At 45.5% G+C, this 21,962-nt stretch carries 24 protein-coding genes; 15 read left to right on the top strand and 9 right to left on the bottom strand.

Annotated features, from left to right (window positions below):
• Positions 1 to 5 precede the first annotated feature (5 nt).
• The gene (locus tag ADIS_RS00280; RefSeq protein WP_010852222.1) at positions 6 to 482 is read right to left on the bottom strand and encodes a transposase; all 477 of its coding nucleotides are present in this window, start codon (positions 480 to 482) and stop codon (positions 6 to 8) included.
• 269 nt (positions 483 to 751) lie between these two features.
• On the opposite strand from ADIS_RS00280, the gene ADIS_RS23275 reads away from it, so the two are divergent.
• The 12 genes from ADIS_RS23275 (at position 752) to ADIS_RS00230 (ending at position 8,975) form a co-directional block, all read left to right on the top strand.
• Positions 752 to 898 carry a Fic/DOC family N-terminal domain-containing protein gene (locus ADIS_RS23275; RefSeq protein WP_262493024.1) on the top strand — a complete coding sequence of 49 codons (147 nt, stop codon included), beginning with the start codon at positions 752 to 754 and terminating at the stop codon, positions 896 to 898.
• Between the two features lie 132 nt (positions 899 to 1,030).
• The gene (locus ADIS_RS00275; protein ID WP_010852220.1) at positions 1,031 to 1,387 is read left to right on the top strand and encodes a helix-turn-helix domain-containing protein; all 357 of its coding nucleotides are present in this window, start codon (positions 1,031 to 1,033) and stop codon (positions 1,385 to 1,387) included.
• Between the two features lie 3 nt (positions 1,388 to 1,390).
• Entirely contained in the window at positions 1,391 to 2,698 is a 1,308-nt protein-coding gene (locus ADIS_RS00270) for a type II toxin-antitoxin system HipA family toxin (protein WP_010852219.1), read from the top strand.
• 61 nt (positions 2,699 to 2,759) lie between these two features.
• Positions 2,760 to 3,083 (top strand): winged helix-turn-helix transcriptional regulator, encoded by a 324-nt coding sequence (locus tag ADIS_RS00265; protein ID WP_010852218.1) that lies wholly within the window; start codon positions 2,760 to 2,762, stop codon positions 3,081 to 3,083.
• Positions 3,073 to 3,246 (top strand): hypothetical protein, encoded by a 174-nt coding sequence (locus ADIS_RS22515; RefSeq protein WP_010852217.1) that lies wholly within the window; start codon positions 3,073 to 3,075, stop codon positions 3,244 to 3,246. Before ADIS_RS00265 ends, ADIS_RS22515 begins: the two co-directional genes overlap by 11 nt.
• 229 nt (positions 3,247 to 3,475) lie before the next feature.
• A complete protein-coding gene (locus tag ADIS_RS00260) occupies positions 3,476 to 3,877 on the top strand; it encodes a DUF1016 N-terminal domain-containing protein (protein WP_238325342.1) in 402 nt (133 codons plus the stop codon).
• Between the two features lie 67 nt (positions 3,878 to 3,944).
• Positions 3,945 to 4,475, top strand: a complete 531-nt coding sequence (locus ADIS_RS00255) for a Crp/Fnr family transcriptional regulator (RefSeq protein ID WP_035804080.1) — start codon at positions 3,945 to 3,947, stop codon at positions 4,473 to 4,475.
• Positions 4,476 to 4,789: 314 nt separating this feature from the next.
• Positions 4,790 to 4,966, top strand: a complete 177-nt coding sequence (locus tag ADIS_RS23200; RefSeq protein ID WP_010852215.1) for a hypothetical protein — start codon at positions 4,790 to 4,792, stop codon at positions 4,964 to 4,966.
• Positions 4,956 to 5,564 carry a DUF998 domain-containing protein gene (locus tag ADIS_RS00250; RefSeq protein ID WP_010852214.1) on the top strand — a complete coding sequence of 203 codons (609 nt, stop codon included), beginning with the start codon at positions 4,956 to 4,958 and terminating at the stop codon, positions 5,562 to 5,564. Before ADIS_RS23200 ends, ADIS_RS00250 begins: the two co-directional genes overlap by 11 nt.
• A 29-nt stretch (positions 5,565 to 5,593) precedes the next feature.
• Positions 5,594 to 6,295 (top strand): CPBP family intramembrane glutamic endopeptidase, encoded by a 702-nt coding sequence (locus ADIS_RS00245; RefSeq protein ID WP_010852213.1) that lies wholly within the window; start codon positions 5,594 to 5,596, stop codon positions 6,293 to 6,295.
• A 372-nt stretch (positions 6,296 to 6,667) separates the two neighbouring features.
• On the top strand, positions 6,668 to 6,964 hold the full coding sequence (locus tag ADIS_RS00240) for a GNAT family N-acetyltransferase (protein ID WP_238325341.1): 297 nt from the start codon (positions 6,668 to 6,670) through the stop codon (positions 6,962 to 6,964).
• Between the two features lie 757 nt (positions 6,965 to 7,721).
• On the top strand, positions 7,722 to 8,975 hold the full coding sequence (locus tag ADIS_RS00230; protein WP_010852210.1) for a dipeptidase: 1,254 nt from the start codon (positions 7,722 to 7,724) through the stop codon (positions 8,973 to 8,975).
• Position 8,976: 1 nt separating this feature from the next.
• Here ADIS_RS00230 and ADIS_RS00225 read toward each other — a convergent pair whose 3' ends face one another.
• Positions 8,977 to 10,341: a Gfo/Idh/MocA family protein gene (locus tag ADIS_RS00225; protein ID WP_010852209.1), complete on the bottom strand. Its 1,365-nt coding sequence runs from the start codon at positions 10,339 to 10,341 to the stop codon at positions 8,977 to 8,979.
• Positions 10,342 to 10,579: 238 nt separating this feature from the next.
• Positions 10,580 to 12,043: a glucuronate isomerase gene (gene uxaC / locus ADIS_RS00220; RefSeq protein WP_010852208.1), complete on the bottom strand. Its 1,464-nt coding sequence runs from the start codon at positions 12,041 to 12,043 to the stop codon at positions 10,580 to 10,582.
• 371 nt (positions 12,044 to 12,414) lie between these two features.
• On the opposite strand from uxaC, the gene ADIS_RS00215 reads away from it, so the two are divergent.
• The gene (locus tag ADIS_RS00215) at positions 12,415 to 13,044 is read left to right on the top strand and encodes a hypothetical protein (protein ID WP_010852206.1); all 630 of its coding nucleotides are present in this window, start codon (positions 12,415 to 12,417) and stop codon (positions 13,042 to 13,044) included.
• Positions 13,045 to 13,176: 132 nt separating this feature from the next.
• Entirely contained in the window at positions 13,177 to 14,067 is an 891-nt protein-coding gene (locus ADIS_RS00210; RefSeq protein ID WP_010852205.1) for a sugar phosphate isomerase/epimerase family protein, read from the top strand.
• 65 nt (positions 14,068 to 14,132) lie between these two features.
• Here ADIS_RS00210 and ADIS_RS00205 read toward each other — a convergent pair whose 3' ends face one another.
• From ADIS_RS00205 to ADIS_RS00195, 3 genes are all read right to left on the bottom strand, one after another.
• Complete coding sequence (locus tag ADIS_RS00205; RefSeq protein ID WP_155906954.1) at positions 14,133 to 15,515, bottom strand: 3-keto-disaccharide hydrolase; 1,383 nt, start codon at positions 15,513 to 15,515, stop codon at positions 14,133 to 14,135.
• A gap of 88 nt (positions 15,516 to 15,603) precedes the next feature.
• Positions 15,604 to 16,545, bottom strand: coding sequence for a sugar phosphate isomerase/epimerase family protein (locus tag ADIS_RS00200; protein WP_010852203.1), 942 nt, complete (start codon positions 16,543 to 16,545; stop codon positions 15,604 to 15,606).
• 107 nt (positions 16,546 to 16,652) lie between these two features.
• Positions 16,653 to 17,174: a DUF417 family protein gene (locus ADIS_RS00195; protein WP_010852202.1), complete on the bottom strand. Its 522-nt coding sequence runs from the start codon at positions 17,172 to 17,174 to the stop codon at positions 16,653 to 16,655.
• 249 nt (positions 17,175 to 17,423) lie between these two features.
• Here ADIS_RS00195 and ADIS_RS00190 point away from each other — a divergent pair, with 249 nt between their 5' ends.
• Positions 17,424 to 19,082 carry a Na/Pi cotransporter family protein gene (locus ADIS_RS00190; protein WP_010852201.1) on the top strand — a complete coding sequence of 553 codons (1,659 nt, stop codon included), beginning with the start codon at positions 17,424 to 17,426 and terminating at the stop codon, positions 19,080 to 19,082.
• A gap of 25 nt (positions 19,083 to 19,107) precedes the next feature.
• Here the strand turns inward: ADIS_RS00190 and ADIS_RS00185 are convergent, their stop codons facing one another.
• From ADIS_RS00185 to ppgK, 3 genes are all read right to left on the bottom strand, one after another.
• Positions 19,108 to 19,938 carry a universal stress protein gene (locus ADIS_RS00185; RefSeq protein WP_010852200.1) on the bottom strand — a complete coding sequence of 277 codons (831 nt, stop codon included), beginning with the start codon at positions 19,936 to 19,938 and terminating at the stop codon, positions 19,108 to 19,110.
• 203 nt (positions 19,939 to 20,141) lie between these two features.
• Positions 20,142 to 21,146 (bottom strand): phosphotriesterase family protein, encoded by a 1,005-nt coding sequence (locus ADIS_RS00180; protein WP_010852199.1) that lies wholly within the window; start codon positions 21,144 to 21,146, stop codon positions 20,142 to 20,144.
• Between the two features lie 6 nt (positions 21,147 to 21,152).
• The gene (gene ppgK, locus ADIS_RS00175; protein ID WP_010852198.1) at positions 21,153 to 21,899 is read right to left on the bottom strand and encodes a polyphosphate--glucose phosphotransferase; all 747 of its coding nucleotides are present in this window, start codon (positions 21,897 to 21,899) and stop codon (positions 21,153 to 21,155) included.
• Between the last annotated feature and the right edge of the window lie 63 nt (positions 21,900 to 21,962).

Raw genomic sequence — 21,962 nt, 5'->3', positions numbered from 1 at the left:
ATGAGTCAGATAAAACAATTATTGATACTTAACAGGCAGGGCAACAGTCTGTCACCTGTAAAATCTATATAAAGTTTGTCGCCCGCCGAATGTTCGATCCGCATACTGGCGGATAAACCTATACGCCACTGTCTGTAGTTGTCGCAAAACTGCGAATAGCTATAACCATCGGGATGTTTCTGACGGTATTCTCCCCATAAGACCCAGCGGTTTACACCGGTTCTTTTGAGTTCCGATTCCATAAATGGGAAGAAGGACTGAAGATCCTGATATCTCTGTTCGGATTTTTGGACAGGATCATTGAGCAGTGCATCGAGTTGCTCATCACTCTTGCAGAGAAGTTCTCCATAGGTAAAACCTTTGGAATCAACCAACTGTAGGTACTTTTTGACCGTATTACGGGCAATGCCCAAAGTTTTGGAGATGGTCTGCAATGCCATGCCGTTGTCACGGTGGCGGATTATCTGTTTAAGATTGCTCATAGTTATCGTTGTTCCTGCCATACTTTACAGTGCTAGTTTTTCTGTAAAGCAAACGATAACTGAAAAAACATAAGTGGTCAGGATTGTCATTCTGGCAATGTTGACCACTTAGCGGGGTGGTCAGGATGGCCGGATTGACAGTGGTCAAGATCACCGGAATTTTATCCCTCGAAGATGGTATTGGCCACTAAAAGGGGTGGTCAACATCACCGGAAAAAAGTGGTCAGCATCTCCGGAACAGGTGGTCAAGATGGATCGGAATATACACTTTGTTTTTAGACACGATTTATTTGCAAGAAGCAAAAGCAAGTTCGGAAGTAGAAAACATCATCACAACAAACGATGAACTTTATAAATCATTAGTTGAAGATGAAGTGCTGTTGCAGTTTTATGATATAGCGAGTTCAAGAGTTTAATGCATGATATATCATTCGCTAAGTACCTTAATAGGCTTTAATGAATGATATATGATTCACGAAATTGCTAATTCAAAAATTAATATTATCTTTGCATGATAAGTCATTCACTAAGACTAAAAAAGCGACCTTATGACTGATAAACCATTCAAAGAATGGCCTTCCATGAGCGACAAAGCATTGGCCGAATACATTGGCGCATTTGTCAGACATCATCGTATGGAGCGAAATAAAACGCAGGATGAGTTGGCAACCGCAGCCGGTATCAGTCGATCTACCTTAAGCTTACTGGAGCGCGGTGAAACGGTAACGGTAACCACGCTCATTCAGGTATTAAGGGTTTTGGATCAACTATCAGTGCTACATGCTTTTGAAGTCAGGGAAACGATAAGTCCACTGGCATTGGCCAAACTGCAAAAAGAAAAGCGCCAACGGGCCAGGAGTAAATCAAAGAATGAAGATGATAACAGCGCAGATTCAAGTTGGTAAGCCATGCAAGTAGCCGAGGTAAAAATATGGGGGAAATTAGTAGGTGCCGTAGCATGGGACTCCGATAGCGGTTTTGCTACTTTTGAATACGATCCCAAATTCAAGACATTAGACTGGGATTTGGCTCCGCTTAAAATGCCTGTTTCTGATAACCGGAATAAATTTTCATTCCCCGAACTGCGAAAGGATAGAAATTCAGCATACGATACCTTCAAAGGTTTACCTGGTTTGTTGGCCGATGCGTTACCCGACAAATACGGAAACCAATTAATCAACCTTTGGCTGGCACAACAAGGTCGGCCACAGGACAGCATGAGTCCAGTTGAAATGCTTTGCTTCATTGGCACTCGCGGCATGGGTGCCCTGGAATTTGAGCCGGCTGTATTGAAAGAAAGCAAAAGAACATTTTCGGTTGAAATCGACAGCCTGGTAGCTACAGCACAAAAGATGCTCGACCAAAGGGAAGCCTTTACCACTAATCTCAATAAAGACGAAGAACAAGCCGTATTAGAAATTTTGAAGATTGGTACATCTGCCGGTGGTGCTCGTCCAAAAGCCCTTATTGCTTGGAATGAAAAAACCGGAGAGGTGAAATCCGGGCAAACCAAAGCACCAAAGGGATTCGAACACTGGCTTATTAAACTCGATGGGGTAAGTGATGTACAGTTAGGCAGCAGCCATGGCTACGGCAGGGTAGAAATGGCTTACTATAATATGGCCAAAGCCTGTGGCATAACAATGATGCCATCACGCTTATTGGAGGAAAACGGAAGAGCCCATTTTATGACGAAACGTTTTGACCGGGCAGGCGGTGAAGTGAAGCATCATATACAAACCTTTTGTGCTATAAAGCATTTTGACTATAATCTGGTCAATAGTTTCAGTTATGAGCAACTATTTCAGTGCATGCGAGAGTTAAAATTAACCTATGCCGATGCAGAGCAGATGTTCAGAAGAATGGTTTTTAATGTGATTGCACGGAATTGTGACGACCATACCAAGAATTTTTCTTTTTTGCTCAGGCAAGGAGGCAAATGGGAACTATCCCCTGCTTATGACCTGTGTCATGCATACAGACCCAAGAGCGAATGGGTGAGTCAGCATGCGTTGAGCATTAACGGTAAGAGAAAGGAAATTACCAAAGCAGATTTGCTGGTTATCGGAGAATCTATACGGTGCAAAAAAGCATCGGAGATCGTTGACGAGATTAACGACACAGTCAATCAATGGAAAAAATTTGCAGATGAGGCAAACGTAAAACATGTCTTACGTGATGAAATAGCCAAAACCCATTTAAACCTGAAAAAATGAGATATAAAGGGAAGGCATGTGAAATAGTAGGCGCAAAAGAGGTGTTCGGGCAACGCAACTAATGATAAAACTGCAAAAAAGCGGTTTGGAAACACAACTTTCGTCCAAAGAAAAATCAATTTATACGATTATTCAAAGCCGTCCGAACATACAGTCGGGAGAAATTTCTGAAAAGTTGGCGATACCAGCACCAACTGTAAAAAGAATTTTGTCAGAGTTGCTCAAAAAGGGACTGATTGAAAAGCAAGGAAAAGGAAGGAATGTAAGTTACACTGTAAACAATTCAGGAGATACTTATGAAATAATAGCCGAAGGAGCATTGAATGAAGAAACCGTCAATAATGTTAAACAATGGGAAGAATTAAAAAATCTTTATGGGAACTAAGGAACAATTGAAAGAGGAAAGGGATAAAATAGTCAAAGGTCTTGAAGAGGCTTACAGAAGGCTCGTCGAATATAAAAAGGAAAAGAAAAGTCCGATGATTGTAGTAAGGAACGGAAAAATTGTGGCAGTTGAACCAAACGAAATACTACCCAACATTGTATAAGCGTGATGCGGGCTAAGTAGCCAAAAATAGGCCTAATTGCTGCTAAATTACTTTGCTGTTAGCGGATAGTAATTCACTCCGAAATCCCGCACTACGCTTATACTTGATCGATAGAACAGTTATAGGTGCAACCCTGTTGCGCCTATAAAAGAGCAGTAATGGCAGAAAACCGGTTCCAAACGAGAAACACGACTAAAAAATATAATTTTGTAGCATATAGAAATAAATAATGGACAATCGCTTTACGGACATAATTCAGCTCATAAAAAAATCTCGGACTAATGCTATACGAGCCGTAAATGCTGAACTAATAAATCTTTATTGGAATAATGGAGAATATATCAGTAAGAAAATTGAAAAATCAGAATGGGGCGACTCTGTTGTGACAGAATTAGCCAAATTCATACAGACACACGAACCCGAAATCAAAGGCTTCTCCGACAAAAATTTATGGAGAATGAAGCAGTTTTATGAGACTTACAAGGACTTTCCAAAACTCTCAACACTGTTGAGAGAAATTAGCTGGTCACATAATTTGGCGATTTTCTCAAGGTGTAAGACTGCTGAAGAAAGAGAATTTTATCTAAAGCTAAAAGGAATCGATCTGAAAAGCCCCATTCCAAAGCTGTAGACCCATGCTACCAAAGCTAATAAAAAAAGAGAAATATTTTCAAATAGATTGGCTAATATAGACTTCCATGAATGACAGCGAACAGTATATTCCACTTCTGCAAACTTCATTTGATAAATATTATAAAGCTCCTAGAGAGGTATGGGAAGAGTATGCCAGGCATTGTATGGTTGTTTCTTTTAAAAGGGAGGAAATAATCAAAGAACAGCATACCACAGAACGTTATTTTTATTTCATCATCGAAGGTAGCGTGGGGCTATTTTTATGGAAGGTAAATAATTTTGTTTGCTTGGATTTTGCATTTGAAGCGCATTTTTGCTCAGATTATATGTCACTGCTTACCAATCAACCTACCCCTCTACAATTGGTGGCCCTTGAAAATTGCAAAATGCTCAGAATGTCAAAGGAGAGCTACCATAAAGTTACGCGAACTCCTCTTGGAAGTATCATTAGAATGGTAGCCGCAGAAGCGTCTTTTATAGACAAACAATTACAACAAATAGATTTACTCACTAAAACAGCAAAACAGCGATATGACTCTTTGCTTATAGCATTTCCCAATATTCAAAACCGTATCTCCCAATCTCATATTGCATGATACCTAGGCATCACGCCCCAAAGTTTAAGCAGAATAAGAAGTCAAAAATGATTTTTTACCATTTGGTAATTTAGGTGATTTGCAAAAGTCAGAACTTTGCAAAAAAACTGAAATGCGACTATCTTCTTCAAACCAAAACGCTCTCTCGACTGCCATACTAGTATTGAACAGTCCGCTAATTTCTCAAAATGCTGTGCCCACTTGTTGTCAAGTGCATTTATCAATAATTCCGAGAAGCATAAAGATGTGATAATATCCTCAAAATCAATGATAATTAACGTTCACCAAAAAATCATAAAGAAAACTATTTGATTATGAAAAAAAATAGACTAGGCGTTTGGGTTGCCCTAGGGGTTGGTATTGGTTCTGCTGTAGGAGTAGCCATAAATAACATAGGGTTTGGAATTGGTATTGGAATAGTAGTTGGCATTTTGATAGGGTTTATTTTCAAAGATGGAAATCTAAATACAGTAGAAGACGATGAAAAATAAGGGATTTGGTTTATTGGGGCTATTCGCCCCCATACTCTTCGGGGTTGCTTACCTACTAATGGCCTCCCAAAGACCGGAATACAGTTTTTTAACCAAAGCAATCAGCGAACTGGGTTCGGTAGACGCACCCAATAAGTGGTATTGGAATGTTTTTGGCTACATCCTTCCAGGAGTATTGATATCCATTTTTTCGATTGGTCTTTATAAGAGCATGGCTCAAAGGCCTAGCAGTAGATTGCCTCTGACAGGCATTTTTTTTAGTGGTTTGTTCATGGCCATTTCAGGAATTTTTCCTGGCGATTTTGATGACAGGACATCCACAACCATGATACTCCATTCTATCGGTAGTTTTGGATGTTACCTTTTTTTCCTGATGGGTGCGTTTACTTACCCAAAATTGATGCGAGAAAGCAAGTATTGGAAAGCGGCAATTGTCCCATCATTGACCTTGGTGTGGCTCACTGTTGTTTTTGGGTCTTGGCCCTTTGTCTTTACAGAAATGCCGGGTTTGGGTCAAAGAATAGTGTTTTTGCTGTATTTCTTGTGGATTGCTATAAACGCCTTTAAACTCTATAATTATAAGCCGATCAACAAGTAAAAAAAGTTTTTATTAAAAGACACGTAAACATGAATTCAACAAGGATAGCCTGGAGGAATCTTCTATGGGCCCCCGTTTGGTTTTTGATTATTTTAAGCCTATTTATCGGTTACTACGTATTAATAGGCTTGAATGAAACAGCTATTCCTGATCTAATTAGTTTAAAAATTCCATTTGTACTTTTAATGGCTCAACTAATGATGTTGGTTTATCTGGTGATTTCAACTCGAAAGTATGGTTTTAATATCTTTAAGGATGGCTGGCAAACGGATAAAGGTAAAGTATCTACAGATATAATTGGAGGCATTTGCACTGGAATATTCATTTCATTAACTTATATTTATCTTTTATCACCAATGCAGAAATTTCTACAGCTATACGTTGGTGACTATGTACCAGCCGGAGAAACTATGGCTTCTTTAGGAATGAATACCACCCTGTTTTTTATTGCCAATGTAATTTTGGCTCCTTTTGTTGAAGAGAGCTTGTACAGAAATTTTGCGTTAACAGTTTTTTTAAGGTGGTATGGCAAACTAAATACGATAATTATAACATCTGCCTTGTTTGGCTTGATGCATTGGCTCGGTGGGTTTTGGTACATTCTGTTAACGGGACTTCTTGTGGGTGCTCCATTGGCCCTGATTACTATAAAAAGAGGAAATTTGATTTGGGCTTTTACTGCACATTTGGTTTTGAATGTAATAGAGTTTATGTATATATCACACTTGTGAGTACTTTTGTCAAGAAATGGTTGGTTTTGACCATACTAGTGCATCAAAATGCTCACTAACGTTCATTCGCTACAGTTAGAAAACCATATTTGCAACTAAAAAAAGAGAAGCACTGCGGGTAATCGGGCAGGCCAACCTTAAGCGAACGGTTCAGGTAGATGCATTCCCATGTATCTGCCCTAGGAATGGCCACTCCCGAATGCGATCGGTGTAAGGGGTGTAAAAACCGTACACCGACCTATGGAATCTTAGCTACCCGATGTGTTTGCCGGGCACATGGGGGATTTTAGAAATCATGGGGCCCTCAGCGGTAGTCGTTAGGTTTATCCCCGGGATTACCTTTAACGATAGCCAACAGAACTATATAATGCATTGACAAATTCACATTCGTTGATTTCTGCTTGGGACAATGAAAAATTAGTTGGTATAGGTAATGCCATTTCCGACGGACACTTGGTTGTTTACTATCCTCATTTGCTTGTTCATCCCGACTATCAAGGTAAGGGTGTCGGAAAAATGATTATGGAAAAAATGCAGGAGAAATATGGACACTTCCATATGCAGATGCTGACAGCAGACGGAAAGGCAATTGAGTTTTACCAAAAAGTAGGATTCACAAGAGCCGGGCAGACGGAACCTATGTGGATATACAGAGGGGATGAACATTGAGGCTTTTGGAGTAGAAGTATTCTTCGAAACACCTATTGGGTATTTTTCTTACGCTGAAAATCAGTGCAATGGTAGAAAAATTAACTATCTTGTGAAGGGTTCCGACTTTCTTATAAGCCGATGTCTCTGTCTAATTCCCTACACGTGTCTACTAGTCGCTGGTTCTTCCAAAAAAAGCCACATCACTCGTGCACAAACGGTAGGCTCGCGCTTTGGGTAATGGTATGGGGCAGCGTGCAGGTAGTTTGAAATCACTTTCTGAAATACCCAATCGTCTTAAAAAAAGGGCATGTTTATGACGCAGACAGTATTGGTTACAGGTGCTACTTCCGGCATTTGCCTGATACTCGCAAATGAGCTTACGAATAAGGGGTTTAACGTTTTTGGAACAAGTCGCAATCCAGCGTTGCATCAAGGCAGTGTCTCTTTTGAATTGCTGCCTTTAGATCTGTTTTCCCAGAAATCGATACGAACATGTGTGGAGCTATTGTTATCCAAATCTGCATCAGGCGTTTGAATGCGCAGAGCCTACTATTCGGGATTACGATGTGACGAGGAACAATGCGCTGAAGGTATTCTCCACATCAATAGAGAACGCACCGACGCCGGAGCCGATTGCCAAGGTGGTTTTAAAGATCATTCATTCAAAAAATCCGTATTTTAGCTATCGGGTTGGAAGGGATGCAGCAATTCTTCCAATTATACAATTTGCGTTCACAAAGCTGTTTGAATTCGGAACAAGAAAAAAATTCAACATTTGAAAGAACATATATTCTTTGGACTTCTGCTGATTTCGCTTTTGGGCTGTAAGTCCGATCGTAGTACAGAGAAGATGGTGCACCGTGTCCTACAAGAAGCTCCCCTGATAGACGGACATAACGATCTGCTGATACACTACATATGGTGCGGGGAATGCCCGCGGGAATTGGATGCCTATCCCTTGGACACGGCCACCTCGGGTCATATAGACCTGCCCCGGTTGCGAAAAGGCGGGGTAGGGGCTTTACTTACCAATATCTTTGGAAGGGGGCGACAGATGAATGAGTACCTTCAAGGGTGGGATTTGATCTACAGATTGGCGGAGAAGTATCCCGAAGACTTACAGTTGACCACTTCGTCCAAGGAAGTAAGGCAGGCAATGAAGGAGGGCAGGATCGGTATCATTCCGTCGATGGAGCATACGTATCATTTGGTGGATGACCTGGGAAGGTTACGGACCTTATATCACCTAGGGCTGCGTTCGGTGATTCTGGCGTACGATACCAACAACATAGCGGATGGTGCCTACGATAAGCCAGTCCATGATGGGCTGAGCGCATACGGCAAAGAGATGGTGCTCGAAATGAACCGCCTGGGCATTATTATAGATCTTTCCCATATCACCGAAAAGGGCATGTTGGATGCCTTAGAGATTACTACGGCACCCGTTATTTTCAGCCACGCCAATGCGAGGGCACTTACAGATACCCAGCGGAATGTCTCTGACAAGGTACTTTTGAAGCTAAAGGAAAACGGAGGAGTGATTATGTTGACCCCTGTCAATTATTTCACTACGCAGGAAGCCTATGATTACTTTTTTGTAAAGATGGATAGCGTTAGGAAGGTCTTTGACGAAAGGTACCCCGATCCCGATCAAATGACCGATGAAGAAATCGAACGGGCGGATGAAGAGTGGATGGCATGGGAGAGCGCCAATCCACTACCGGTGGTTACGGTCAAGGACTTTGCCGATCACTTCGACTACGTCAAAAACCTCATTGGTGTAGACCATATCGGCATAGGAAGTGATTTTGATGGGATGACCTACCTGATAGAGGGAATGGAAGATGCGAGTGCATTTCCACATATTCTATCGGAGCTCGCCAACCGAGGATGGACCGAAAGTGAGTTGAAGAAAGTAACGCAACAAAATTTCCTTCGGGTTTTTGAAGCCGTCGAGCAGAGAGCGGAAGAATTGAAAAGATCCACAAACCCTCGAACTGCCAAAGTCCCTACCCAAGATGTTGATTGAATTAGCCCATCTCCCCATACGGGTGCTTCCAACCACCCCGGTAGGGTCTTTTAAGCAGTTCGGTGGCTTCTGCATCTCCTACCACGATCTTCTTCTGTGGGTCATAAACCAAGGGACGCTCCAGCTCCATGGATAGGTTGGCCAGGATACAGCTTGCGGTGGAAATGTGCCCTTCTTCGATGTCTGCTACCGGTCGGCCGCCTTTCTCTATTGCTTTGAGGAAATCCAACATGTGCAATCGGGTGGCCGGGGCGGCATTTAGCTCTATGTCCTTTTCGGTGAGATCTTCGGGGTATTTTTCACGTTCGTAGACCACGTCTCCTCTTACGGCTTCGCCCTGTCCTTGGGGGATAAAATCATAGCGCATGGTGCTGCCTTTCAGGGTTCCTTTGTCCCCATATAAAACAAATGCCCATGGGTACTCCGGGTCGGCGGGTGTGCCCCAGGATCGGTGCTGCCACACACAGTTCAGTTCGTCGTATTCGAAGGTAGCGGTTTGTGTATCTGCGATGGTGGACAATCCCTCTTTTTGGACGTAAATGCCTCCGCTGGCATGTATTCGTTTAGGCCAGCCCAAGTCCAGCATCCAGCGTACGGTGTCAAACATGTGCACACACATATCTCCGGTGATGCCGTTGCCATATTCCATCATGGTGCGCCACCAGCGCCGATGGGGTAGACCGGTATACGGGAGCAGCGGGGCTGGTCCCGTCCACAGTTCATAGTTGAAGAAATCGGGAACCGGTTCCACTGCCGGGCTTCCATTGGCCCGCATGTGGTAGTAGCAGCACATGTCTACGTGGGATATTTTGCCCAGCATACCCGTATCCACAAACTTCTTTTTCGCTTCTATCAGATGCGGGGTGCTTTTTCGCTGGGTTCCTACCTGCACCACTTTGTTATACTTTCTGGCCGCTGCCACCATGGCTTCGCCCTCGAGTACATCTACGCTGATGGGCTTTTGGACGTACACGTGCGCACCCGCCTTAAGTGAGTCAATGGCCTGTAGGGCATGCCAATGATCCGGACTTCCTATCACCACAATGTCCAGTTTGTTTTCCGCCAGCATTTTGCGGTAATCTGCGTACACCTTGGGGAGTTTGCCGGAGGATTGGCGCTCGCTGATCAGTTTGGCGGCGTCCGTGAGCATCTGTCGGTCCGGATCGGCCACGGCTACTACCTCTACCGAGGCTACTTGTATCAACCGGAACAGGTCGCTTTTTCCGTACCAGCCGGCGCCTATCAGCCCTACCCGGTAGCTGGTGGTAGGTTTGAATTCCGGCATGGCAACCGCCCCAATGCTGCTGAGGGCCATTAGCGCAGTGGAACTTTTGATGAAATGACGTCGGTCAAAAGGAGGAGTCATACGATTTTGGTTTTTGGATTAATTAGAAAACACGGTACGGATCGAGTAAGCGATTGGTATATGCACATCATACAGACCCGCTGCTGAGCAATATCGTTGGGGTTACGGGGTATTGCGTGTATTTTTCCGGGCCAACTCGGGATCGCTTCGGTGTTGCTCGTAAGGCGCTAGGCTAAATTCCTGTATTTTTTTACTGGATGTAACCGAAGCCTCTCCAGAAGCCTCTTTTTATGTTGAATTAGGGTTCGTAAAAGCCAAAGAAGTCGTGGGCATTATGGTAGCAAATATCCTCGACCATTTTGCCAAGCCAGGCCTCATCTGCGGGCAGCTCCCCATTTGCCACATCGTTTCCGATCAGGTTACAGAGTATTCGGCGGAAATACTCGTGCCTTGGAAAGGAAAGAAAGCTTCTGGAGTCGGTCAGCATACCTACGAAGCAACTCAGGATCCCCATGTGGGAGAGGGCATTTATTTGCTTTTCCATGCCGTCTTTTTGGTCCAGGTACCACCAACCGGATCCAAACTGTACCTTGCCTTTTACCGATCCGTCGTTGAAATTGCCTACCATGGTGGCCATTACTTCATTGTCGGCGGGATTAAGGTTGTAGAGTACGGTCTTCGCCAGCTGATCGCTATTGTCCAGGTTGTTCATGAATTTTGACAGTGCCACGGCTTGGGTAAAATCCCCGATCGAATCAAAGCCTGTATCCGGGCCCAATACCCTCAGCATGCGTTCATTGGTATTTCTAAGGGCACCTAGGTGATATTGCTGCGTCCATCCTTTGGCATGGTACATCTTGGCCAAGGCGGTGAGGGTTTCAAATTTGAAATAGGCGGTTTCCTCTTTGGAAAGGATGTTTCCGGACAAAACGGAATGGAACAGGGTATCGATATTATATCTTCCTTGGGGGAAGAAATACATTTGCTCTAGCCCGTGGTCGGATAGGCGGCCACCGTTTTCGTGGAAGTAGGAAACCCTGTTTTCAAGTGCCGCCAACAGATCCTCAAAGGAACCGATGGAAATGCCACTTACCGCCTCCAGTTTTCGGAGGTAGTTTCCATACTCGGAGGGGTTTTCCACCGCGTAGGCTTTGTCTGGACGGAATGCCGGCAACAGTTTCAACGCGATGCCTTCCTTTTTGGCCATTTGGTGGTACTCCAAGCTGTCCGTGGGATCGTCGGTAGTGCAGACCACTTCTACGTTCATTTTATGCAAAAGACCCCGTACACGATAGTATTCTTCCTGTAGTTGGTAGGATGCCGATTCATAGATTTCCGGGCCTGTTTCCGAGGTGAGCAGCTTATCTACGCCAAAATAGCGCTGCAGCTCGAGGTGAGTCCAATGGTATAGCGGGTTTCGCATGGTATAGGGCACGGTCTCGGCCCACTTTTGGAATTTCTCCTGATCGGTGGATTCTCCGGTGATGAATTTTTCCGGAACACCCAGCGTACGCATGGCCCGCCACTTGTAGTGATCTCCGGCCAACCATATTTCGGTCAGATTGGAAAACTGCCGGTTTTTGGCAATATCGTATGGCGAGAGGTGGCAATGGTAATCGATGATCGGCATGTTGGCCGCGTATCCATGATAGAGTCGTCTGGCAAACTCAGATTTAAGAAGGAAGTCGTCCGTCAAAAAGGTTGCTGTTTTCGGCTTTGCTAGGTAGTCCATGTTGTTTCTATTGGTGATGGGATCGCTCATGTTCCGTCACTTGGGACGTAAACGCAATCGTTTGCACAAATTACGCATTTTTTCTCAACATAACGGGGCTTTGCAAGGCAAATGGCGGGTTTTTATGGTTAGTTTGCCGAAAAACAGAGGGTAGAAGAGACATGTTTTGTCTGAATCCCGACTCGAATGCCCAAATTGTTTTTGCCTTCGTTCGTGGGATTCTTTTCCCACAGGTAAAAATTGCTTTTGCTAACTACTTCCTGCTACGAAAAAATTAATACCTTGTCGAAGTTTGGGAAGGTGCTGACCAGCGATGTTTTTTTCCATATGGGTTGATCAAACGAAGTTGGGGAGGTATTTTTATTATTTTATATATATTTAATTTTATTATTTGAAGGAAAATGAAACTAATTTTATCGGTTTTTATTGCAATTGTTGGTGTATTAAACGCCCATGGACAAGGTTATTTTAAAAAAGGAGATTTTCCTGAAGGTGTCTACATGACCATTGAGGACGTATTGAATGTGATTCCTTCATCAACGGAAGAGGTTTTTATAAAAAGTAGAAAAAATGAAGACCCGGTATTGTTACCTGAGAAAGCCTTTTTTTACTTCAAACAGACCAAAAAACAGGTAAGGTTTCCACTGGCAGTTTCGTACCAAGGTGAGTTATATTTTCAGACCTATAAGAAATATACAAACAAGAAAGATCGGGGATTTGAAGCTGACGCGTATTCACGATATTGTAGAGTCCTTTTCTACGGACGTTTTTTGTATTTTGAGGAAAATATGAAATCGTTTTCGGGTTCAGCTTTGGGAGCTGTCAGTCCCCTTGCCAGTGCATTGGATGGAAAAGTAAGGGGGATAGTACTTGATGTAGAAAATCTGGAATTTAACATATTAAGAAGTTGTGACGATCTGAATGAATTCCTACTACAACATGGTTTGCAAGAAGTAAATTGTAAAACAGAGGTGTTTACAATCGACCAGCTTCGTCAGATGATAGTAGCAATAAATGAGCAAAGGCATTGACTCAGATTTTTGAAAAGGCTTACTCTGCCTGGTTATGGTACCGTGAAATCCAGCGTTGAGCAAGCATTGTCGCATCCATTGGATTGCACGGCGTTTTGACCTATATTGATGGTGAAATTCCCCAAATAATCTATGTTACGAAGAAACGTACTGCGGAACCTGACCCTGCTGGGAACCGGTGCTGTATTAACACCTGCCTCGTCACTTGCCCAAGAACCTGCCCGGAAAGGAAATAACCTGAAACTAAGCCTAAACGCCTATTCCTTTCACTCGCTACTTTCCACCGGGAAAATGAGTCTGGATGATTTGTTTCATTTTTGTGCGGAGGAGGGGCTTCCAGCGGTTGACCTCACCGCCTATTACATCGAAGGCTATCCAGAAGTACCGGACGATTCGGTGTTGTATGGGATCAAGCGGAAGGCCCACAGTTACGGATTGGCCATCAGCGGAACCGGGATACGGAATGACTTTACGTATGCAGACCGCGACAAACACACCGAGCAATTGGCGTTTTGCAGGAAGTGGATTGTGGCCGCAGCCAAATTGGGGGCACCTGTGTTGCGGCTGTTTGCCGGCACCCAACCGGTGGATCCTTCGTTCCGCGATAGGCTTACCTCTTGGGTAGCTGTTAATTTTATGCATTGCACCGAAGCCGGAGAGGCCAATGGCGTGATCGTTGCCCTGCAAAACCACGACGATTTTATACAAACAGCCGATGAAGTCAATTGGTATATGGAGTTGATTGAGTCTCCCTGGTTTGGGCTGGTATTGGATATCGGTAGTTACCCTCAGGATGACACGTATGAAGGAATCCAAAAAAATATCCGTCACGCGGTGAATTGGCAACTGAAAGAAAACGTGAACCAAGGGGGAAAGCAGGTTCCGGTCGATCTACACCGCTTATTTGACATTATATTGGCAAGCAATTACCAAGGATACCTGCCCATAGAGACCCTTGGGCCGGGTGATCCCTATCAAAAGGTCAGAGATTTTCTGGCACGGGTACGAAAGGCAATGCCCTAAAAATAAAAAAGAGGTTATCCCGTTTTTTGCAGGGATAACCTCGTGAAGATGGGATGCCTTACCCCTTAAAACTCCCGGATTTTTATACTACGGTAATGCACTTCATCGGAGTGGTCTTGAAGGAGGATATAGCCTTCCTCCGCCAGTCCGAAGTTTTCGATGTTTTTATACTTGCTGCCAGCTACCAATTGCTTGTATTCTTCCGAACCGCGAACGTATTCGAGTACTTTCAGTCCATTGATAAAATGCTCCACCCGGTTGTCTGGATGAACCACCACGCGGCCCTTGTTCCATTCACCGATCGGCTGCACAAACCGTGGTTGCTTATCTGCGGTAATAAGATCATACAGGGACGCCAAGGTACGGTTTCCGTCTATCCCCTGTTTCGCGTCTGGGTGTCGCTCATCATCCAGCACCTGATACTCCAGTCCCAGTGCAGAACCCACTTCTCCATCGGATAGGGTGACAAAATATTTAACGCCACTGTTGGCACCTTCTGTCAGCTTGAAGTCGAATGCCAGGTCAAAGGCACTGAATTTTTCTTCTGTGATGATATCTCCTGGCCTAGGACTTCCCTCTTTGGCAGCTTCGATGATCAGGACGCCATCGCGAATGGACCACCCTTGTTCCGGAAAGGCTTTCTGCCGGGTGCCTCTCCAGCCCTCGCTGTTGGTTCCATTAAAAAGCAAACGCCAGCCTCGTTGCTTTTCGTGATCGGTCAGGGTATTTGGTACTGTACTGACCACAAACATATCCGATTTCATGGCCGTAGGCTCTAAATTCTCTGTTTTGATACGGATATTGCGGAAATACGTTTTTCTGCCGGCATTTGCCGCATCCCGGATACTGTGTACCTGAAGTCCTATAAAGCCAGACCGATCCATTTCATCTACCAAGTAAGCGGCCTCCTGTCCATTTACCCAGGTTTTAAGTTCGTTGCCGATAAATTCTATCCGGTATTTGTTGAATTCCCCCAGCTTGAAGGCACTCCGTGCAGGAGGGTTCAAGGAAAGCGGGTAAAGCCAGTTCCTTCGGGCCTCATCGTAAATCCCTCCCGACCAGGCACGTTCCTGCGGATCGGTTTCTACTTGGTACCCGAAGACCCTTCCTTGTCCGTCCCGTGCATTGGGGTCATGCTGTCCACGTACCATCACACCTGAGTTGCTGGACTCATGCTCCACTTTGATTTCCAATTCAAGAATAAAGTCCTCGAATTTTTCCTCAGTAACCAAGAATGTGTTGGGCGTGTTGGCGATCGCAGTTCCCACGATCTCACCATTCTCCACGCTGAATTCGGCCTCGCCGTCCAGGCGATTCCATCCATTGAGGGTTTTTCCATCGAAAAGATCCCGCCAGCCGTCAGCGGTATCGCTGCTGCCCGATCCGCAGCCCGAGAGGCTGGCGATGGTGAGCAAAAGGCAAGGGAATAGGTTTGTTTTCTTCATCATGTTTGTTTTTACAAGGTATGGTGGGTGATTAATTGTATAGTTAAGAGAACATTGGTGTGATCGTTTAGCTTCACGATAGCTTTCAGGATTAGATCGAATCCAAAATCAATTGCTTGGTTGCTTTGACCGCGGCCTCGGCATCCATAGGCATACCCAGTCCACCTCCCCATTCTATACCGACATATCCCTCAAAGTTAAAAGCGGCCACTATGTTCATCATCCTTTTGAAGTCGATGGTGGTGTCCTGTCCGTGATGATCAAATCCCATGGATTTGGCACTCACCCCCTTCGCATAAGGCATCAATTCAGCTACGCCGATGTAGGGATCGTAAAAATTTCCCGTCTCCAGATCGGTTCGAAAATTCCCAAAATCCGGCAAGGTGCCGCAGTAGTTGCTGTTGACTTGCCGAATGACATCCGCCAGCCAACGGCCGTTCGAGGAGTACCCCCCGTGATTTTCCACAATAACACTTATCTGGTTGGACGCCCCGTATTCCGTCAGCTTTGCCAGCCCATCCGCAAAGTAGCCCAAAGCATCTCGGTAGGAAGCATTGCCATATCCTGAGGCGTTGACGCGTATGGCATGACATCCCAGGTACTTGGCAGCATCGATCCATTTGTGGTGGTTTTGAGCCGCTGCTCGACGTACACTTTCTTCCGGACTCGCAAGCGCCCCATCTTGGCCCCACATATCCACCATGATCAGTACATTTTGCACGCCTGCCCCATCACTTCTTGACTTGAGCTCGCGGAGGTAGTTTGCATCCGTTTCCTGTCCTTTAAAGAAACTGCTAACATATTCCACGGCATGGATATCAAAGACCTTCCTCGTGGTTTCCGGAAAATCCAGGTTGGATATTTTGCCTGAATTCAACCAATCCCGAAGCGACCATTCAGCAAGGGAGATGGTGTAGGGAGACTTTACCGAATTCATTGTTCCTGCTTTGGCCTTGGATAGGATTCCGGAAAACAGGGCAAAACCTACCCCTGCTTTGAGGGAATCTTTGAAAAATTTTCTTCGCTGGGTCATATTAGTGTGGATTGTTTGGTTGTTTTGGGTAGGCAAGATAAGAAAGATTCTGCATTTGCGCCAAGCTTTTCCAGCGCATTCCCGGTCTGTTCGGACGGGGGCTTTTTTCAGGGAGCTTTTTTCCGAAGCCCTCCCAGCGGTTTTTCTTCAACCTGGGAGCCCAAGACGATCCCCGCAGCCACAATGACTAAATTCTTGAATATGTACTGGCCCTTCAGTGTCGGTACCCAAGGGATGATTTCAAAAACCTGGTCGGGGAAAAATAGAACCGGAAGAAAGGTGCCCGGCAGCTGAAGGAACAACAAGAACAAAATGGCACGCATGTACCGGCCCACGATCAGGCCAATTCCTATCAGCGCCTCCCAGGTGGCCAATCCTACCGAAATCTGTCGATCCGACAACCACCCGAAAGTAATTTGGTGGATGGTGTCCAATACGATCCCCTCTGCGGGACTAACACTGGGGAAGAATTTCAACACTCCAAACCAAAAAAATACAAGGCCAACGCTTAAGCGCAGTAGTGTGATGCTGTACTTTCTTTTCCATTTCACGATGGCATCATCGATCTGTTTAAATCCCCTTTTTGGTAAAAGTGGTGCATTTCGGCTATTCTTTTTACGATTGTCCATAGACAGTGGCTTTGTTTTTTGGATGAATAGAAAGGTTCGGGCATTTCCCCGAATATGTTTCTTTGTAGTGGAATTCCCGCTTCGATAGCATAGAAAGCAGCAATATTTATTCCTACCTTTGAAGATGAGACCGGCTGGCGGGGCGAGGTTGCTGTCCTTTTTGTGATCCCCGATCGGTTGTGGTGCTTGTATCTATCACTTACACCAGGAGCAGCGTTTATGCATCGTTGTCCCATAGAATAGGTTTGCATGGAGGGATCTTTTGATTTTTGGAGGTTTTTGGCTGGCATTGGGCTGTTTTTGTGGGGTATGCATCAGTTGGAGCATTCCCTTCGTGAGTTGGTTGGCCGTTCGTTCAAAGACCTGCTGCAGCGGTTTACAAACAAGCCATGGAAAGGCATTGCCGTAGGTACGGTGATCACCGCCATTTTACAGAGCAGCTCATTGGTTACCCTCATGGTGTTGGCCTTTTTGGGTGGGGGGATGATCAGTCTGAGTCACTCGCTGGGGGTTGTTTTGGGAGCAAATCTGGGAACGACCGTTACGGCGTGGATCGTGGCCACACTCGGATTCAAGGTAAGTGTTTCTGATTTTGCTTTCCCTTTTTTGGCATTGGGTTCGCTGACCTACTTGTTTGTAAACAGCCGGCCTTTACTTCGCAACTTGGGGGCGTTTTTGGTGGGGTTTGGCCTGTTGTTTCTGGGCCTGGACTTTATGAAAGGTGCAATAGAGTCGGTGGCCGAAGAAATAGATCTTTCCGATTATCTCGGCTTTGGGTTGTGGGCTTTTTTGGGATTGGGTGTGTTCATAACGGCTTTGATCCAGTCCAGCTCGGCTACGATCGTGATTGTCCTCAGTGCGTTAAACGCCCAAGTAATCGGGATTGAGCATGCCCTCGCTATGATCATCGGTGCGAATATCGGTACAACCTTTACGTTGATACTGGGAGCCGTTGGGGGCACGGCAGATAAGAAGAGACTTGCACTCAGTAATTTTATTTTCAAGTTGGTGGCAGGTGTGATTACGTTCTTTTTTATAGATGAGATGATCCACGTTGCCTTTTTTGTATTTAAAGTGGAAGACCCGCTGATGGAGTTGGTATTGCTCAATACCCTCGTCAATGTATTTGGTATCGTGATTTTTTATCCGTTTTTGGGCGCGATGGAGCGGTGGCTGAGGGGGCAATTCCTATCGGATGAGCCCAAGGGTTTGTCTACCTATATTAAAAATGTGACCCAGGAGGTTCCCTCGGTGGGGATAATCGCATTGGAGAAGGAGGCGGATTGGTTGTTTGAACGCACGCTGAAATTTGTCAAAAAGCTGATTTTAAAGCAACATCTTCCGGAGCGCAACACATCGGTATGGAAGAAGATCATTTACCAGCCGAAAGATCTGATCTCCGAGTACGATAAACTCAAATCCCTGGAGGATGAGTTGACGGGCTACGGTATTGGGCTTCAAAAGCAGAACCTTTCTTCCGAGGAGGCGGCCCAGCTAAATCATCTGATGCACGCCCTGCGCGAAATGATCTACGGGGCAAAGGATTTTAAAGACATAGTCCATAATATCCAGCAAATGGAGGCTTCGAGGGAGTCTTTAGTTTTCGACGTTCACCAGCAAATCAAGGAAAAAATGAACGGATTTGTCGCTCGTTTACATGTGCTGCTTAGCCAGCGGGACGAAAAGGAACTTGCAGAGTTGTTGGTCCAATTAGAACGCGACTACGCGTGGATGATTCAGGAGCTGTATGAACGACTCAGGCATGCCAAAACGGATATCCCCGTATCGACGCTTTCAAATGTGATCAAACAATCGTTTTCAGGAATCAAGCACCTCGCCTACGCGTTGGAGCAAAAAAAAGTGGAATCCCCTGTGCCGTTGGTAAGGGAGGACATCCCGCTGGGATAAGCGGCGGGATGTCAACCTTTGATTCCTAGACGTCAAACTTTACGCTCAAGACAGGAAGATCCGTTTTGTACAATACGGTTTCCGTAACACCTATTTGATAGGTAGAGTTGGATGTGCGGACATTTGACGCAATGGCAATTAGACCTGAATTTCGACTGTCGGCAAACGCGATAATGCCGTTTTCCACTTCGCTATGGTTAAACACATGCTTATGGATTACCAGGTCCTCCTGGCCTGCCGCATACTGTTTCATCAATCCTTCGGCTTTCAAGCTGTCCAAGAACCTAGCCGGCGTGTTCACGTAAAGGAAATGAACCGAAGCGCCCAGCATTTTGATCAGGGGCTTCATACGTACAAAAGCAGGCTTACTGGCTTCGTTAAACAGGGATGCGAAGGTCACTTTCTTGATGGTTCTGCCGTCAATGGGTTTTTTTACCGCCAACACCGGACACTCGGCTAGCCTGAGTACTTTTTGCATGGTCGATCCGACAAATTTTCCTTCCTCAAATCCGAGACCATAGGCGCCGATGACTATTAAGTCGGCCGCTTGGGAATTGGCCACATCGATGATGGCCTGTGCCGGAACACCTATTTTGACCACCGCCTCAACTGGATTATGCGATACCTTATGGTTCATCACAAAGGCCTTTAACTTGTCCTTTGCCTCAGCTTCGGTGTCCAAAATGGCTGTATGCTTGGCTTTGTCCTTTTCTGAAAGGCTGTCCCAATCCAATGCAGTAGATACGACATTAACGCAGGTTATGGTCGCGTCTCCTTTGGCTGCAAGTTTGGCCGCGTTTTGGAACGCCACTTCGGAATAGGGGGAGAAATCGATGGGAACTAGGATACGTTTCATGATCGTTTGGGTTTTGGTTATGAAAGATTTATGTCGAAAAACATGAATAGCTTGCCTGTCTGTAAATCAACAGCTCAAAGAAACAAAACAATACACGGAATTAGTATGATAAAAATCAGTCAATATGCTGATTGAAATCCTTCTTTTGGGTGAGGATGGTGAGCTTTGGCGATCAAGGAAGGCAGTAATGCAGGCGGTCTGGGCTATGGGTTGGTTAACTGAAAGGCATAGGCAGGGTTTTCTACGAGGAGCAGATCGCATTCTGCTTGGGAAAAGCCGTTGGAGCGCAGCATTGGCAAGAAAATGTCTGGGATTGTGGTGAATCCCCTGAAGTCCCCTCCGTTTAACTCGCCAGGGCTGAACCACCCGGCGTCGTGGGAAATCAGGGTTCGGTCTAATACTCCATGTGCTTTCATGTTTTGAACCATGGCCAGATAATCCTCCACATTGTTGTCCGAAATTCCGTCCAGGCTGACCCAAGCACCTCTTTTTGCGGCGGCAACATGAAGTGAATAATCAGTTTCTGCCTGGGCATGAACCCACACGAACGCCTTTTCTGATACTCCCATGTCAGCCAGGATATCCAATTGCTCAAAAGCGGCAACTGCCCGACCTGTATGGGATACGATCAAAAGACCAGTGCGTTGGTGTGTCAGAGCAGCTGCCCGAACCATCTTCTGATGCAGCGGTGATAGGGATCCAGGGTTCACTCCTATCTTGATAAATGCAGGTTTGATGCCTGTACCTTCTATTCCCAATCGCCATTCCTTTATCCACCGGTCGGCCAATTGCCGGTCGGATTCTTGGTGGGCAAAGGGTGGGAGAAATTTGTTGTCTACGGCGCCATACAGACCCGTATTGGTCAGAATGTTTAACCCACTTCGCTCCGACAGTGCTTTTAGCAGAACTGGATCACGGCCCAGAAATGCGGGTGTGCATTCTACTATACTTTTGATACCTTTAGCCTTTATTTCCAGCAGGAAGGGCAAAACACGGTCTATCACTTCAGCGTGTTGCCATCGGTGTGGGTCGTAGGCATCGGCACCAATGAAATCAACCAGGAGGTGTTCGTGAATGAGCGTTGCTCCCAGGGTTTGGGCAGAAACCCCTCCGTTAACCGTCTGTATAAACGGTTGAGCAACCGGATTGTGGCAGCTGCTTGCCAAGCAGATAGCGAAAATGGCGATCAATTTAACGGAAAGCCTCATGGGAGCCTATTTTTTTGGCCAGTGATAGGCCGCCATCGCAGCACCGATAATTCCCGCATTGTTTCTCTTTTCAGCAACAACAATTGGCACATCCACGGTAAGTTCATTTTCAAACAGGTCCATTTTCTTGCTGGCTCCGCCTCCGAGAATGAACAGGTCCGGAGAAAGGATTCTCTTCGTGTGTTTTAGGAATTTGTTGAACCGTTTTCCCCATGCTTTGTACGATAGGTCGTTTTTTATTCGTGCTGAATCTGCGGCATAGTATTCGATGATCTCCCCATTCTTATAGAAAACACGTCCCAACTCAAAATTTGGGATAAGCTTGCCGTCGTAAAAAACACCAGTGCCTAATCCGGTGCCGATGGTAACGGTGATTACCAACCCTTTTTTACCTTTACCGGCACCATAGGTCATTTCCGCCAGACCTGCTGCATCTGCATCGTTTATTACGGTCACCGGGAGTCCGGTTTTTTCGGAAAACAACGCATCCACTTGGGTGCCTACCCAGCTTTTGTGTATGTTGCTTTTTGTTACCGACATCCCGTTGTTGACTACTGTTGGGAATCCACAGCCGATGGGGCCTTTCCAGTTGAAATGATCTACCAACGTTTTAACCGCCTCGGCGACCGATTCCGGTTTGGCAGGTTTTGGAGTGGGAACCCTAAAACGTTCTGCCGTCAGTTCACCCGTTTCTATGTTTACGGGAGCCCCTTTGATCCCAGAACCACCAATGTCTATCCCCAATATGTCCATACCCTTTTGTTCCTTAGTTTGCCGCCATAAGGCAATGCTTGTATAAAATCCATATACTAAGGT

This window comes from Lunatimonas lonarensis (assembly GCF_000390185.1).
Lineage (GTDB): Bacteria > Bacteroidota > Bacteroidia > Cytophagales > Cyclobacteriaceae > Lunatimonas > Lunatimonas lonarensis.
This window is presented reverse-complemented; position numbering and strand designations above follow the sequence as displayed.

What these genes read in the sequence shown, in the direction of transcription:
- ADIS_RS00280 (WP_010852222.1), bottom strand. Translation starts at nt 482, where the DNA reads ATGAGCAATCTTAAACAGATAATCCGCCACCGTGACAACGGCATGGCA.
- ADIS_RS00210 (WP_010852205.1), top strand. Translation starts at nt 13,177, where the DNA reads ATGTTACGAAGAAACGTACTGCGGAACCTGACCCTGCTGGGAACCGGT.
- ADIS_RS00275 (WP_010852220.1), top strand. Translation starts at nt 1,031, where the DNA reads ATGACTGATAAACCATTCAAAGAATGGCCTTCCATGAGCGACAAAGCA.
- ppgK (WP_010852198.1), bottom strand. Translation starts at nt 21,899, where the DNA reads ATGGACATATTGGGGATAGACATTGGTGGTTCTGGGATCAAAGGGGCT.
- ADIS_RS00255 (WP_035804080.1), top strand. Translation starts at nt 3,945, where the DNA reads ATGAATGACAGCGAACAGTATATTCCACTTCTGCAAACTTCATTTGAT.
- ADIS_RS23200 (WP_010852215.1), top strand. Translation starts at nt 4,790, where the DNA reads ATGAAAAAAAATAGACTAGGCGTTTGGGTTGCCCTAGGGGTTGGTATT.
- ADIS_RS00245 (WP_010852213.1), top strand. Translation starts at nt 5,594, where the DNA reads ATGAATTCAACAAGGATAGCCTGGAGGAATCTTCTATGGGCCCCCGTT.
- ADIS_RS00205 (WP_155906954.1), bottom strand. Translation starts at nt 15,515, where the DNA reads ATGATGAAGAAAACAAACCTATTCCCTTGCCTTTTGCTCACCATCGCC.
- ADIS_RS00265 (WP_010852218.1), top strand. Translation starts at nt 2,760, where the DNA reads ATGATAAAACTGCAAAAAAGCGGTTTGGAAACACAACTTTCGTCCAAA.
- ADIS_RS00195 (WP_010852202.1), bottom strand. Translation starts at nt 17,174, where the DNA reads ATGGACAATCGTAAAAAGAATAGCCGAAATGCACCACTTTTACCAAAA.
- uxaC (WP_010852208.1), bottom strand. Translation starts at nt 12,043, where the DNA reads ATGAGCGATCCCATCACCAATAGAAACAACATGGACTACCTAGCAAAG.
- ADIS_RS00225 (WP_010852209.1), bottom strand. Translation starts at nt 10,341, where the DNA reads ATGACTCCTCCTTTTGACCGACGTCATTTCATCAAAAGTTCCACTGCG.
- ADIS_RS00260 (WP_238325342.1), top strand. Translation starts at nt 3,476, where the DNA reads ATGGACAATCGCTTTACGGACATAATTCAGCTCATAAAAAAATCTCGG.
- ADIS_RS00215 (WP_010852206.1), top strand. Translation starts at nt 12,415, where the DNA reads ATGAAACTAATTTTATCGGTTTTTATTGCAATTGTTGGTGTATTAAAC.
- ADIS_RS00250 (WP_010852214.1), top strand. Translation starts at nt 4,956, where the DNA reads ATGAAAAATAAGGGATTTGGTTTATTGGGGCTATTCGCCCCCATACTC.
- ADIS_RS00180 (WP_010852199.1), bottom strand. Translation starts at nt 21,146, where the DNA reads ATGAGGCTTTCCGTTAAATTGATCGCCATTTTCGCTATCTGCTTGGCA.
- ADIS_RS22515 (WP_010852217.1), top strand. Translation starts at nt 3,073, where the DNA reads ATGGGAACTAAGGAACAATTGAAAGAGGAAAGGGATAAAATAGTCAAA.
- ADIS_RS00190 (WP_010852201.1), top strand. Translation starts at nt 17,424, where the DNA reads ATGGAGGGATCTTTTGATTTTTGGAGGTTTTTGGCTGGCATTGGGCTG.
- ADIS_RS00185 (WP_010852200.1), bottom strand. Translation starts at nt 19,938, where the DNA reads ATGAAACGTATCCTAGTTCCCATCGATTTCTCCCCCTATTCCGAAGTG.
- ADIS_RS00270 (WP_010852219.1), top strand. Translation starts at nt 1,391, where the DNA reads ATGCAAGTAGCCGAGGTAAAAATATGGGGGAAATTAGTAGGTGCCGTA.
- ADIS_RS00200 (WP_010852203.1), bottom strand. Translation starts at nt 16,545, where the DNA reads ATGACCCAGCGAAGAAAATTTTTCAAAGATTCCCTCAAAGCAGGGGTA.